The following is a 13,803-nucleotide window of genomic DNA, read 5'->3' on the forward strand; positions in this document are numbered from 1 at the left end:
CGAGCCTACAGCGACGGAACGGAATCCTCGAGCTTGAGCGGGCCCAGCTCCGCCAGGAACTGCCCCGGGCCCGGGTTCCCCGCCGCGTCGCCGCCGCCCAGGTGCTTCACCACGCCCCACACGGCGTTCAGGCCGGTGGTCACCGCGCCCTCGGCCCAGCCCGCGGTCCAGGACACGTCGTCGCCCGTCAGGAAGATCCCGCGGTGCCCGGCGTCGAACTTTTCCTGGTCGAAGTGCGTGTACAGGCGTTCCTGGTAGCGGTAGTGGCCCGGCAGGTTGGCCTTGAACGCGCCCATGAAGTGCGGCTCGGCCTCCCAGGACACGGTGATCGGCGAGCCGACGATGTGGCTGCGGATGTCCAGCCCCGGGTAGATCTTCTCCAGCGAGTGCAGCATCAGCTCCATGCGCCTCTCGGCGGAGAGCGCCAGCCACTTTAGCGCGTCGTCGTTCCACGTGTAGGACAGCAGGATCACGGCCGGCTGGTCCTCGCCGTTCTCCAGCAGGTAGGTGGCGCGGTTGAGCCTGTCGGTCAGCGTCATCGACATCAGGTACTCGCCGGTCACCGGGTCGCGGTCCTTCCAGAACGGCCGGTCCACCATCACGAAGGTCTTCGAGGACTGCATGTAGTGCGAGCGTTCGATGGCCGTCCACAGGTCCGCCGGGAAGAGCGACTCCTGGGTATCGATGCCCGTGGAGAGCAGCCACGACTGCACCGAGGAGACAACCGCCGCGTAGGTCTCGGTGCGCCCGAACCTGTCGGTGATGTCGATGGCGCCGGCGCCGCCGAAGCCCGGGGCCGCCGAGCGGCGGATCGCCGCCACGGCGCCACGCGGGGCGCCGGAGTGCAGCGAAGCCAGGCTGGTGCCCGCCGGCCAGTGCGCGGCCCCCTCGGGCGCGTGGTTCCACAGGGCGTGGGGCAGCCGCGCCGCGCCGCCGGCGATGCCGCGGTGGTTGTCGTCGGCGTCGGTGTACACCACGCGCAGGATCTCCAGGATGGAGTTGGAGAAGTCCGTGTCCCAGCCGCCGGAGCCGAAGCCCACCTGCCCGAACGCCTCGCGGTGCTCGAAGCCCGCTTCCTTGAAGGCGCGCGAGTTGGCGATGAAGCCGTAGAAGCTCTCCTCGTCGAACTCCTCCAGCAGGGAGTTCCAGATCCGCTTCACCTCGTGCGCGTCGCGGGACTTGATGGCCTGCTGCATCTGCTCGAAGTGTGCGTCCTCGCGCAGCGCCTGCTTCCAGGCGTCGGCCACCTCGTGGAAGAACTGCGGCAGGTCGCCCTCGTGCTCGACGTAGACCTTCTCGCCCTTGAGCTCGATGACCGTGGAGTCGGTCGGCGCGGCCAGCGGGTTCGGGAAGTCGAAGGTCTGAAGCCCCAGCAGGTCGATGTAGTGGTAGAGCGCCTTGCTGGACACCGGGAAGCGCATGCCGCCCAGGTCGCAGGTGACCTCGGGGGCGGAGGGGAAGCTGGCGGTGCGCAGGCGCCCGCCGATCTGGTCCGCCTCGTAGATGACCGGCTTGAGGCCCAGCTTCATCAGCTCGTACGCGGTCACCAGGCCGGAGAGGCCGGCACCGATCACGGCGACCTCGGTGCCGTGCAGCTCCTCGGGGACCTGCCCGAGGCCCGCGGGGTGTTGCAGGTACAGGTCGTAGTTGAACGGGAAGTCGGGGTTGAGCATGTTGATCGTGCCATCGGCCTGCGGAAGCTGGGTCATGTTTGTGGTCCTTCGGTGTTCTCTGGCGGTGGGTTAGTGCTTGCCGAGGTGGCTGTCGATGTACTGCTGCTTGCTCAATGCCCCGAGCCGGGAGCGGCGTCGTCCATAGCCCAGGTACAGGGCCACGCCGACCAGCATCCAGATGCCGAAGACCAGCCAGGTGTGCCAGGAGAGGTTGGCCATCAGGAAGAGGCAGGCCGCGATGCCCAGCAGCGGGGTGAGCGGGTACAGCGGCGCTTTGAACGTGCGTTCGGCCAGCGGCTGCTTGCGGCGCAGGTAGATCACCGAGACGCCGACCAGCGCGAAGGCGAACAGCGTGCCGATGCTCGTCGCCTCGGCCAGCGCACCGAGCGGAATGAACCCGGCCGTCACGGCCACGAGGCCGCCGGTGATGAAGGTGCCGGCCACCGGGGTTCCGGTGCGGTTCGAGACGCGGGAGAAGACCGGTGGCACCAGTCCGTCGCGGGACATGGTCAGCAGGATGCGGGTCTGGCCGTAGAGGACGGTGAGCACCACGGAGGCGATGGCCAGGACGGAGGCGACGGCGAAGAGCAGCACGATCCAGGCCTGCCCGGTGAGTTCCCCGATGATCTGCACCAGGGCCGCCTCGGTGCCCACGAACCACGTCCAGTCCCGGGCGCCGATGGCGGAAACCGCCACGAGCACGTAGGTCGCCGTCACGATCGCCATCGAGAGCATGATCGCGCGCGGCATGTCCCGCTTGGGGTTGATGGCTTCCTCGCCCGCCGTCGATGCGGCGTCGAAGCCGATGTAGGAGAAGAACACTATCGAGGCGGCGCCCGTGACGCCCGCGGCGCCCATCGGCAGCAGCGGTTCGAAGTTCCCCGCGTCGAAGGCGGTGAAGGCAACGATCGAGAAGAAGACCAGGATGCCGGCCTTGATGACGACGACGACGGTGTTCACGACCGCCGATTCGCGCGAGCCGCGGGCCAGCAGCAACGTTGCCAGCACGACGACCACGAGCGCCGGGAGGTTCACGACGCCGCCCTCGCTGGGACCTCCGGCCAGTGCGGTGGGCAGGTCCATCCCGAAGGTGCGCAGCGCCTCGTTGACGTACTCACCGGCGCCCACGGCCACTGCGGCCACGGACACCGCGTATTCCAGGACCAGGCACCAGCCGCAGACCCAGGCGATGCCCTCGCCCATTGTCGCGTAGGAGTAGGAGTAGCTGGACCCGGAGACCGGCACCATGCCCGCCATTTCGGCGTAGGAAATGGCGGAGAAGAGCGCGGTGATGCCGGCCAGGACGAAGGAGATCCAGATCGCCGGGCCGGCCACGGGGACCGTGGCACCCAAGACCACCAGGATGCCGGTGCCCATCGTGGCACCCACGCTGATCATGGTCAGCTGCAGGAGCCCCAGGTTGCGGCGCATCTTGCCGCCGCCGGCGTTGTCCTCGGCTTCGCGAAGCATGGAATTGATCGACTTGCGCCGCTTGAGCTGCTGGCCCAGACGGACCGGTGCCCGGTGCCCTGTCGTGGTGGTGGTGTGCATTTGCGAATCCTCGTTTGAACGGTCTCTCGGAGTTTGCCGGTACCAAGCCTAAGCTTGTGACATCGCTCTCATGCCGTGCCGATTTGAACTAAAATTAACCATCATGGGACAAATTGCACCGGAAAACGAATCCGCGCCGTCGACAGGCCAAGAGTTCACGCGGTCCTGGGATTCAATCACCCTGGCCCGTTTCCTGCGCCAGCTCCCCGAGGGGATCGAGGTCCTGCACGACGCCGGCGACCGGCCCCTGCGGTGGGTCGAACCCAGCGACATCGACGACCCCACACCCTACCTCGTCGACCATGAACTGATCCTCACCAGCGGCTTTCCGTTGGTGGACCACGCAGACAACGCCGCGACGGTTCGCGGGTTCATCGCTCGGCTGGTCGATGCCCGCGTTTCGGCCCTGGGATTCGGCCTTGACCCCTACTTTTCCGCCGTCCCGCAAACCGTCATCGACGCCTGCCGCGAGCTGGACCTGCCGCTGTGGCAGATTCCGGCACCCATCCCATTCGCGGCCATCGGCCTGGCCTTCGCCAAGCTCATGGAGGCCGACAATGCCAGGCTGCTGCGCGAGAACGCCGAGGCCAACCGGCACCTGATGCGTTGCGTGGCAAGCGAACACCCCGAAGCGGAGATCGTCTCGGTTCTGGCGCACCGCGCCAAGGCCGCGGTCCAGCTGCTGGACCAGGGCGGGCGCTTGCGCCACTACGCCGCCCCCGCAGGCCTGCAGCCCGCCCAGGGCCACGAACTCGAGACGCTGTTGGCCGAAGCCTCTGCGGCACAGGGACCAAAACTGGTGGTGGGCGAGTCCGCAGGACAGCACCACCTGGCGTTCCCGATCAGGCCGGCGGCCACCTCGGGTACCCGGGTGCCGCCGCTGCTCGGCGTCCTGCAGCTGAGTTTCGAACACCGGCCCGGGGCGGCCGAACACAACCTCATGTCCACGGCCCTGGGGTTGCTGGAGGTGGTGGCCCGCCAGCGTGTCCTGGGGTCGTTCGCCCCGACGCAGTTGGCCACGATGCTGCTGCTGGAGGGCACCGAGGCGATGGAGGCCGACGCCATGGACCTGTTCAACAGTTCACTGGGCGGCGGGCGGCGCAAGGCCCCGCGTGTGGTTGTGCTCATCCCCCGAGCCCAGGCGCCGTCCCAGGATCCCGGCCACGGCCTCACCCGCATTCGGTCGTTGCTGGACACCAAGCTGGTTGCCCACGCCGAGGGCCGGTTCACCGCCATCACGCGCAGCGACCCCCGCCAGGAGTTGTTCGAGCTCATCGAGTCGGCCGGCTACCTGGCCGCCTTCAGCCACCCTGTGGCACAGGGAGCCCCGTTGGCGGCAAACCTGCACGAGCTCGCCCGGCAGGCCCGCGGCCTGGTGCCCCGCCTGCTTGACCAAGGACACAGCCTCGGCGCCGAGGAACTTCCCCAGTCGTTCGCCGCACTGTTGCCGCGGGAGGCCGGCAGGCAGCTGGCGGAGCAAATCCTCGGGAACCTCCTGGAGCTGCCGGCCAAGCGCCGGGAACTCTACCTGCAGGTCCTGCAGGCGTGGCTGGACGCCAATGGCTCGTGGGATGCAACAGCCACGGCCCTGGACTTGCACCGCAATTCGGTGCGCCGGCACCTCGCCTCGATCACCGAGATCCTGGACATGGACCTGTCCCGCGCCGAAGTGCGCCAGGAACTGTTCCTGGCGCTTCGATTCCTTCCCTGAGGCGCAGAAGCCCTACAGGCCCCAGTTGCGGTAGAGGTCCGTGCGTCGCTCGGTGAGGTAGGGAATCTCCGCACGGGCCTTCTCCAGTTCCGGCGGTTCGATGTCGGCAAGGAGCAGCTGCTCGTCGCGGCCACCCCGGGCCACCAGCCGGCCGAAGGGATCGGCGACGACGCTCACGCCGCCGAGTTCGAACCCGTCCTCGACGCCCGTGTGGTTGGCATAGGCGACGTACAGCTGGTTTTCCAGTGCACGCGCCGGCACCAGCGTGGTACTCACCGATTCGTACCCGCGCCCCAGGGCCGTGGGAACCAGCAACAGCTGCACGCCCTGCAACGCCGCGGCACGAACCGCCTCGGGGAACTCCACATCGAAGCAGATGACCATGCCCAGCTTCAGACCCTGGTACTCGACTACGGTTGCGGGGCGGTCTCCGGGACTGAAGACGGATCTTTCGCCTTCCCCAAAAAGGTGGACCTTGACATAGCTGCCCCGCACGGCGCCGGCGGCATCAACGAACGTCGCGGTGATCATCCAGTCTTCCCCCCGGACCTCCGGGAGCGAGTAGACGATGGCCACCGAGTGCCGCGCAGCGATCCGGGCCAACCGGTCGTGAAGTGCGGGCAGCGATGCCGGATCCAGTTCACCGCGCAGCCGCTGGGGTGCGTAACCCACCACAAACAGCTCCGGGGTCAGTAGCACCGCAGCACCCGCCTCGGCCGCGCGTTCGGCGGCATTCTCGATGGCGGCCAGGTTCGCCTCTGCGTCCAGCACCTGCGCCTGAGCCTGCAATAGGGCCAAAAGCATGCGTTCCTCCAAGTCTCGGTCGCCTCTCGATAACAGCCTATGGTCACAACACCGGGGAGTACACGGGCCATTTAGCACCTCCCACGGGCATTTGCGGGGCAATTCGCACCATCGGGCGGCCGACGGGAACCCGGCCCGTCCCGACAAAAACTTACCCACGGGTAAGTTTTTGTCCCAAAACCCTTGCCAACCTACCCGCGAGTAAGTTCAATGTAGCTAGCCCGAATTTGTAACCTCGATCACATCCACCTGCTCCACCCGCCCGCGCGGCACGGCGTACTTCGGTGCGCCCAAAAACCCGCGGATCCCCACCGCCCCCACACCACAAGGAGTCCAGTTGAACGCACATGCTGCAGCCAAACGGCATACCCTCATGCATGCCGTCATCACCGCCCTGCTTGGCCTGTTCCTCATCGCCTTCGTCGCGTTCTACGCCATGTTCTCCTCCCAAGTCGCCACCGGCGCCTCGGACCTGAACGAGGGAATGGGCAAGGCCAACGACGGTGTCGCCAAGCTGGTCGACGGGTCAAAGAGCGCGGCCGACGGCGCAGCTGCCCTGGCGGATGGCACCGGTGAACTCTCGGCCGGCGCAACCAAGCTTGCCGAAGGTGCCGGGAAGGCCAACTCCGGTGCCGGGAAACTCGCCGAGGGCGCAGGCACCCTGCAGGAAGGCACCGGCAAGCTTGTCGACGGAACGCACAGTGCGGCCTCGGGATCGAACAAGCTCAGCAACGGCGCGGCGGACCTCTCCGCCGGCGTGCGCAAGCTCGTCGCCGGCACGGACAAGGTCGATGCCGCCGCAGGAAAGCTCGATGCGGGAGCCGGCCGGCTGCAGGCCGGGGCATCAGCCGCCAACGACGGTGCCGGCGCCCTCAGCTCCGGCGCCTCCTTGCTGCGCGACGGAACCCGGACGCTCTCCGGAGGGGCAGCGGCACTGGATGACGGGGCACAGGGGCTCAAGGACGGAGCCGCCGACCTCTCCGCGGGCCTCACCACATTCAGCGCCGGAACCGAAAACCTCGATGCCGGCGCACAAACCCTCAGCGGCGGCTCCCAGCGGCTAGCCGCCGGCGCAGCAGCCGCGAACGACGGAGCCCGCCAGCTGTCCACCGGCACGCAGGCCGCCGTGATGGGTGCCAAACAGCTGGCCGCCGGCACATCCTCGGCCGCCGCAGGATCCTCCGACCTTGCCTCCGGCAGCGGCAAGTTGGCCGCCGGCCTGGGCGACCTGGCCGCCAAGGCACCGGCCCTCGTCGCCGGCGTCGACGCACTCAAGAAGGGCTCCGCGGAGCTGGTCGGGGGCACCGCAGGGCTGCAGGCAGGAACCTCCGCACTTGCTGCGTCGGCCCCCGCGCTCAAGCAGGGCATCTCCGATGCCGCCGGCGGGGCAGCCGACGTGGCTACCGGCGCAAGCGGCCTGCTCGCCGGGCTCGCGGAGGCCGAACTCAGCGTCGGCACGTTGAAGGACGGCGCTACAGACCTTGCCGGAAACCTCGACGGCCTCGTCGCCTTCATGAAGGCCAACCCCGGCCTCACCGCCGCGGACCTGCAGGCCAAGGTCGAGGGTCTGCAAACCGGGGCCACGCGCATCACGGCCGGCCTGGGGCAGCTCAAGACCGGCACCGGCCGTCTGGTTGCCGGCGCCGACCGGCTGGGCACCGGCAGCGCCGGTCTCCATGACGGCCTGGCCGAGCTGAAGACCAAAACGAAGTCCCTCCCGGCCCAGGCCACGGCCCTTGACGACGGCGCCAAGGCGCTGAACACCGGGGCGCAGAAGATCGACGGCGGACTGGCGCAGCTCGGCGACAGCGGCAAGCGGCTGACCGGCGGCATCGACACCCTGACCGCCGGAGCGACGGCGCTGGATGCCGGCGCCCGGAACCTGAACGAGGGCCTCGGCCGGCTCGACGCCGGGTTCAGCGACCCGTCCAAGGGCCTGCTCACCGGACTCGGCGCGCTCGGCGACGGCGCGGGCGCCCTGTCACGCGGCACCGAGGCGCTGGCCACGGGATCCTCGGACCTGAGCGACGGCGCGGGCAAGCTCGCCGCCGGAACCGGAAGCCTCCTGGACGGCGCCCGGCAGCTCGAGGACGGCGGGGCACGGCTCGCCGAAGGCGGCGGGAAGCTCGCCGCCGGAACCTCGTCGCTCTCCGACGGTGCCCGGGCGCTGGACGAGGGCGCGGGCACTCTCGCTGCCGGCAGCAGGAAGCTTGCCGAAGGCACCGGCGACCTGCTGGAGGGAACCGGAACGCTCAAGGACGGCACCGGAACCCTCGCTTCCAAGACCCCGGCGCTTGCCGCGGGTGCCGGCTCCGCCTCCGCGGGCGCCACCAAGCTCAAGAACGGGGCCGCGGACCTCGCCGCGGGCAACGCCAAGCTGAACCGCGGCGCCGAAAAGCTCGACGCAGGGGCCTCCAAGCTGGCCGCCGGCAGCGGCACCCTCGGGCTGGGGCTGGAAAATCTCTCCCGCGGTGCCAGCGACCTGTCAGACGGTGCGGGGAAGCTCGACGCCGGGGCCGGGGAACTGGCCGACGGCAACGGCCGGCTGGCCGAGGGCCTGGCAACGCTCTCCACCGGCTCGACGCAGCTTGCCGCGGGCACCACCAAGCTGGAGAACAGCACCCAGGCGGTTTCGGCGACGAGCATCAGCACGGGGCCCAGCGCCGCATTGCTGCTGATCCCGCTGGGGCTGCTGCTGGTTCCCGCGGTGCTCATGATCCGCAACCGACGCCACCTGCGCGGCTAGCAAACCCGCAGTGCCCCCGCCCCGGCGGGGGCACTGCCTATTCGCCGAGGGACTCGCGTTCGCGGCGCAGCAGCGCGGCAAAGCGACCGTGCCGGCGCCCCGCCAGCCGGGCCGGCGAGTCCTTCTCCACCAACCGCCCCGCCTCAAGCACCGCCACCTCGTCGACCCACAAGACGGTACGCATGCGGTGGGCGATGACCACCACGGTGCGGCCCTCGGCCGCCAGCTGCCGCACGGAATCCATCACGAGCGCCTCGGTGTGCACGTCAAGCGCGCTCGATGCCTCGTCGAGCACCAGCACCCGGGCATCCTTCACGAAGGCGCGGGCCAGGGCCACGCGCTGGGCCTGCCCGCCGGAGATCCTGCCGCCGCGTTCGCCCAGCGGGGTATCCAGGCCTTTCGGCGCCGCCGCGAGCCACTCCCCCAGCCCCGCCCGCCGGCAGGCGGCGAGCATCTCGTCCTCCCCGGCCCGCGGGTTGGCAACCAACAGGTTCGAACGCAGCGTGCCGCGCATGAGGTGCTCCCGCTGGGAGACCATGGCGATCGCCCCGCGGACGTCCTTCAGCGCCGCATCGCGCACATTGCGCCGCCCCAGCCATACCGTTCCGGTGTCTGGGTCCAGGGCACGCACCAGCAGGGCCGCCAGCGTCGACTTCCCGGAGCCGGAACCGCCCACCACGGCCAGCGATCTTCCGGCGGGGACCTCCAGGTCCAGGGAATCGAGCACGGCCACCGGCCCCGACTCCCCCTCCAGCACCAAGCCGGCACCCCGCACCTCCAGGCTCAGCGGCCCCTCGGGCAGCGCCACCGGATGTTCCGCGTCGGGGACCTGCGGGGCCCGGTGTATCAGGGCATGCAGCCGTTCGGCGGAGGCGAAGGAATCCTGCAGCCCGGAGACAAATCCATCGACCTCAAGCACCGGCCCGAAGGCCGGAACCGCCACCAGCAGCAGGCACAGGAACCCGGCCAGGTCCAGTCTCCCGTCCGCCACCTGCCCGAGCCCGGCCAGGCACAGCACCGCGGCGGTGCCCCACGGCACCACGGCCTTCAATCCCGCGCGCCATGACGCCGCGGCGGCACCCCGTGCCAGCGCCGCACCCAGTGCGTCATCCAGCTCAGCGAGCTCGATCGCCCGCCGCGCCTCGTGGCCGAACGCCACGATGGTCCCCGCGGACCCCACGGATTCGCCCACATGCCTTGCGATGCGTGCGCGGATTGCCGTAGCCTCCCGTGCCGCGGTGCGAGTGGCCCGCAGCCCCATCCACGGCACCGCCAGGCCGGCGAGCGCCAGCCCCGCTGCCAGGATCGCGGCAAGTTCCCCGCCGGCCAGCAGCCATGCCGGCACCACAACCGCCACCGGGACCACCAGCGCGGCCACCAGCGGCGGGATCGTGTGGGCGAAGAAGACCTCCACCCTGTCGATGTCGCGGGTGGCACGGGTCAGCATGTCGCCGCTGTCCCGGGTGCGGGCGTTGAACGGCGCCTGCGGGGCAAGGGCCGCATAGAGCTCCCCGCGCAACAACGCCAGCGCCTTGAACGCGACCTTGTGGCCGACATATTGCTCGCCGTAGCGCAGCATGCCCTTCGCCAGCGAGAGGCCCGCCAGCCAGGCCGCCGCCGGCCACAGCGACGGCGGCTGCCCGCCGGACAGCAGCGCCTCTGCACCGCGGCCCAGGGCCAGGCCCGCCACCAGGTAGAGGCCGAGGTTGCTCAGCTTGTGGGCCACGCCCAGCAGGCTGGCAAGCCCCAGCGGCCCCATCACGGAGCGGCAGGTCTGCACGAGCCATGCCACAAGTGTCCGCCGTTTCATGCTTCCCCCTCGCCGTTCGATCCGGTTCCTTCCCGGGAGGCAGCCAGCGCGGCGGCCAGGTATCCGCCTGCCGCCAGCACCTCCTCCAACGGGCCCGCCTCGATGACCCGCCCGTGCTCCAGCACAGCGACCCTGTCGCACCCCGAAAGCAGCCCCAACCGGTGCGTGATGGTGATGGCGGTCTTCCCGCGCGCCACCGAGGCAAGGGTTTCCAGCACCCGTGCCTCGGTGTCCGGGTCGAGGTCCGAGGTTGGTTCGTCGAAAATCAGCACGGGCCGGTCGGCCAGCAGCGCGCGGGCCAGCCCCAACCGCTGGGCCTGGCCGCCCGAGAGCCCATGTCCCGCTTCACCCACGGGGGTCTCCAGCCCCAGGGTTCCAAGCCCCACGCGTCCCAAGGCCTCGTGCAGCTCCTCGTCGCTTGCCCCCGGAGCCCCCACACGCAGGTTGTAGGCAACGGTGCCGCCCAGCAAGCCTGTGCCTTGCTCAAGCACCGCGCTATCCGCCCGCAGCCGTTGCGGGGCGAGCGTGTTTCCTGCCCCGTCGCTGATGGTTCCGGCAGAAGGCAGCAGTTGCCCCTGAAGGATCCTGCCCAATGTTGTCTTTCCCGATCCGGAGGGGCCTATCACCGCGGTGTGGGTCCCTTCCGGGAATTCCAGCGTCACCTCGTGCAGCACCGGCCGCCCGTCGTACCCGGCACTGAGCTTCCCGACCGCAAGGCCGCCGACGCCATGCTGTTTTCCCTTCTCGCCTTCGGCTTCGGACTCTGTGGCCGAAGGCGTGTCCAGCAGCCCGGTGATCTCCTTTTCGGCTGCCCGGCCGGTCATGCCGATGTAGAAGAAGCCGCCCACGAATGCGACGGGTTGGAGCATCAGGGTGCTCAACAGGACCATTGACACCGCATGGCCGGGGCTGATGTGCCCGCCGCCCATCCGCCAGCCCGCCAGCACCACCGAGCCGGTGATCAGCCCAAGCGCGAATGTCGCGTCGATGACCAGCAGCACCAGCTGGTTGCCGGCAAGGAGTTTCATGACCTGCTGCCGAACGCGCTCGCTGGCCGCGGCGATCCTGGCCCCGGCGGCACCTTCGGCATTGTTCAGCCGCAGCATCCCCAACCCGTTGAGGGCGTCCAGGAAGGAAGCGGCAAGCATCCCCTGGCTGCGCCGGTAGTTGGCGCTCGAGTTCCTGAAGAGCTTTTGAAACCCCGTCACAAGCAGCGGGATCACTGGCAACGCGATGGCCAGCAGCAATGCCGCCACCGGATCGATAAAGACCCCGATGACCAGCACCACCAGGATCGGGGCGAGTACTGCTGCCAGTGCCGGGCCGCTGAACCCAGCCCGGAAGCGAGCGCGTTTTTCCACCGCATCCGTGGCAAGGGAAACCAGCTCCCCGCCAGCCCTGGCACCGGTGTATCCCCGGCCCAAAGCGAAGTACTTCAGCATCACTGCCTGCCGGTCACCGGATTCCTGCTCCGCGGTGGCACGCGCGACGAGCCTTGGGGTCGCCACGGCCGTGACTCCCGCGACAAACAGCGATGCAGCTACACCGGCACCCCAGGAAGTGGAAACACTCGGACCACCACCCAGGGACCGGTCGATGGCAACCCCCAACAGAACTGCGAGGGCTGACAGCGAGGCGGTGCCGAGTACGGCACACAGGACGATGACCGGCAGTGCACGGGCAGCCGGGTTCTTTTTCACAGACACCCCATCAATCCTAGGCAAGGGGGCCACGTTATGCCCATCAGCCGTGGGACTTCATGGTTCTCGAATGCCTTGAACCGGGAACGTAGACATTGAATAGGAGTGGTGAAACTTAGGTGTTGCTTCAGGCGTGATGACTAAGCCCCTGGGTTCGCCCGCACGCGGTGCAGCGGCAGTGCACAGCCAGGATTCCTTTTCAGGCACTGGCCATGAACTGCCGCTGGTGCTTGGATCTTGCTCTATTCGCGGGGCGGATTCTCGTCGGCCAGATCCCGTTGGAGCTGGGATGACGACGCTGCGCCTAGGCCCAATATCGGCGGGGCCTTGGAGATGTAGGAATGGCCGCTCGGAGTCGTGATCATGAACTTGTGCCTGTCCCCCGGCACGGGAAGCTCGTCCCATTCGGGCGCTTCCTTCGTTTGGTTGCAGCTATGGCAGCGACCCGCCGCATTCTCGGCTGTGGTCTTGCCGTTCTTGCGGACTTGCACCACATGATCCGAGGCCTGGATCTTTCCATTGCAGTAGGGTGTCCTGCAGTACTGGTCGCGTACGGCGATGAGCTTTTTCAGGTTCCCGGTAAATCGCCGGGCCTTCGAGTCCATCGCGACGAGTCGTCCGGTCTTGGGAGCCATATAGATGTTCCGGTACCAGGTCGTGAGCTCATCATCGGGATCCCCCGCAATCAGGTCCCGCCCTTTGCCGGCACTCACAAATCCGAACCCAGGAATCAACATCGGCTCATTTCCATTGCCGATCAATGTGGCAGGGTCCACCACGAGCAGAAGTTCCAAAGGGATCGACCCGCCCGCTTTCAGACCCGTCATCGATTCATAGAACGTATCAGCACCAACTTGTCCGGGGTTTCGGTCATCCCCCGCGGTCATTTGGGCGTGCTCAGTCTCTCGGGCCATGGCCTGCATGATGGGGATTCCACATTCCAGCGGGAGTATCCCCGAGAACTTCACCCGGTGTGCATCGATCTGATAGGCGCTCAAGTACCGCTCCTTAACGGCCTTCGCTTCGAGATCTTCTTCTGTCTTGGGTTCAAGGATCAGGGCCCAGTAGGCAACCGCCTCCTCAAGCTTCTTGTCCCCGGACTCGAAGCAAGTATGCGCTTCCTCCCACAGGAGGTTGTCGATCATTTTCCTGTTGACCGCCTGAAGGTGCCTGCTGCCACTGGCAATGACGCGCACTTGAGCCCAGGTGAGCACGCCATCCCGCAAGCCCTGCAGCGTCCGGGGCAGGTCTTCAATGAGGATCCGGGAATGATTGGTGAATATGGTTCCTTGCTTCGGGGAAAGGTGCATCGCGATGGCGACGTCCTTTGATGCTCCCCACCCGGGATTCGCCACCATGACTTTGTGGGCCAAGCGCTCAACAGCCAAGGAATCCTCGTATCCAACAGCCAGGTCGGCTTGCTTGGCATGGAGGGCGCTCTTCAACCCTTCCAAGGCGGCTACCGAGGCGACCATGCTGTGGTGGTCTGCCGGTACCGGCAACCGATTCACCGCTTCAGTCACGCCCCGTACCCCGGGAGCGCCGCACTGAATCAGGTGCTCGGCGACGAGCTCATCCATGTCCACACCGCGGGCAACGAGAGCCTCATAGCCAAGGTCCTCCCCGGCAACACCCTCGGTGTTGCCGGCAGAAAGGGGACCATCCGATGCCGCCGTTGCCATACTGCAATTATAGAACTTAAGTTCTACCCATGAAATACATCCTGAACATTTTCTAGTAAAAATATTCGATACCGTCCACGACCATCGGGGCGGCCGTCCACAACGGACCAGCCCATGGAATGTGGG

General features: G+C 67.9%; 8 protein-coding genes. 2 read left to right on the forward strand and 6 right to left on the reverse strand.

What is annotated here, in order from left to right:
* Positions 1–5: 5 nt before the first annotated feature.
* Together ACSYDW_RS04045 and ACSYDW_RS04050 are read right to left on the reverse strand one after the other, a co-directional pair.
* The gene (locus tag ACSYDW_RS04045; RefSeq protein WP_438337425.1) at positions 6–1,709 is read right to left on the reverse strand and encodes a flavin monoamine oxidase family protein; all 1,704 of its coding nucleotides are present in this window, start codon (positions 1,707–1,709) and stop codon (positions 6–8) included.
* A gap of 33 nt (positions 1,710–1,742) precedes the next feature.
* Complete coding sequence (locus ACSYDW_RS04050; protein WP_438337426.1) at positions 1,743–3,224, reverse strand: APC family permease; 1,482 nt, start codon at positions 3,222–3,224, stop codon at positions 1,743–1,745.
* Positions 3,225–3,327: 103 nt separating this feature from the next.
* On the opposite strand from ACSYDW_RS04050, the gene ACSYDW_RS04055 reads away from it, so the two are divergent.
* On the forward strand, positions 3,328–4,935 hold the full coding sequence (locus ACSYDW_RS04055; protein WP_438337427.1) for a PucR family transcriptional regulator: 1,608 nt from the start codon (positions 3,328–3,330) through the stop codon (positions 4,933–4,935).
* A gap of 12 nt (positions 4,936–4,947) precedes the next feature.
* Here the strand turns inward: ACSYDW_RS04055 and ACSYDW_RS04060 are convergent, their stop codons facing one another.
* Positions 4,948–5,739, reverse strand: a complete 792-nt coding sequence (locus tag ACSYDW_RS04060) for a carbon-nitrogen hydrolase family protein (RefSeq protein ID WP_438337428.1) — start codon at positions 5,737–5,739, stop codon at positions 4,948–4,950.
* Positions 5,740–6,076: 337 nt separating this feature from the next.
* On the opposite strand from ACSYDW_RS04060, the gene ACSYDW_RS04065 reads away from it, so the two are divergent.
* Positions 6,077–8,485: a hypothetical protein gene (locus tag ACSYDW_RS04065; RefSeq protein ID WP_438337429.1), complete on the forward strand. Its 2,409-nt coding sequence runs from the start codon at positions 6,077–6,079 to the stop codon at positions 8,483–8,485.
* Positions 8,486–8,522: 37 nt separating this feature from the next.
* On the opposite strand, the gene cydC is transcribed toward ACSYDW_RS04065, so the two are convergent.
* The 3 genes from cydC to ACSYDW_RS04080 all read right to left on the reverse strand — a co-directional run bounded on the left by cydC (position 8,523) and on the right by ACSYDW_RS04080 (position 13,677).
* Positions 8,523–10,295, reverse strand: a complete 1,773-nt coding sequence (cydC, locus tag ACSYDW_RS04070; protein ID WP_438337430.1) for a thiol reductant ABC exporter subunit CydC — start codon at positions 10,293–10,295, stop codon at positions 8,523–8,525.
* Entirely contained in the window at positions 10,292–12,001 is a 1,710-nt protein-coding gene (locus ACSYDW_RS04075) for an ABC transporter ATP-binding protein/permease (protein WP_438337431.1), read from the reverse strand. The genes cydC and ACSYDW_RS04075 overlap by 4 nt, the downstream gene beginning before the upstream one ends.
* Before the next feature lie 236 nt (positions 12,002–12,237).
* Complete coding sequence (locus ACSYDW_RS04080; RefSeq protein ID WP_438337432.1) at positions 12,238–13,677, reverse strand: HNH endonuclease; 1,440 nt, start codon at positions 13,675–13,677, stop codon at positions 12,238–12,240.
* Between the last annotated feature and the right edge of the window lie 126 nt (positions 13,678–13,803).

The organism is Paeniglutamicibacter selenitireducens (assembly GCF_051550675.1).
GTDB lineage: Bacteria > Actinomycetota > Actinomycetes > Actinomycetales > Micrococcaceae > Paeniglutamicibacter.

Coding starts and splice junctions, on each gene's coding strand:
- ACSYDW_RS04045 (WP_438337425.1), bottom strand. CDS start 1,709: ATGACCCAGCTTCCGCAGGCCGATGGCACGATCAACATGCTCAACCCC.
- ACSYDW_RS04050 (WP_438337426.1), bottom strand. CDS start 3,224: ATGCACACCACCACCACGACAGGGCACCGGGCACCGGTCCGTCTGGGC.
- ACSYDW_RS04055 (WP_438337427.1), top strand. CDS start 3,328: ATGGGACAAATTGCACCGGAAAACGAATCCGCGCCGTCGACAGGCCAA.
- ACSYDW_RS04060 (WP_438337428.1), bottom strand. CDS start 5,739: ATGCTTTTGGCCCTATTGCAGGCTCAGGCGCAGGTGCTGGACGCAGAG.
- cydC (WP_438337430.1), bottom strand. CDS start 10,295: ATGAAACGGCGGACACTTGTGGCATGGCTCGTGCAGACCTGCCGCTCC.
- ACSYDW_RS04080 (WP_438337432.1), bottom strand. CDS start 13,677: ATGGCAACGGCGGCATCGGATGGTCCCCTTTCTGCCGGCAACACCGAG.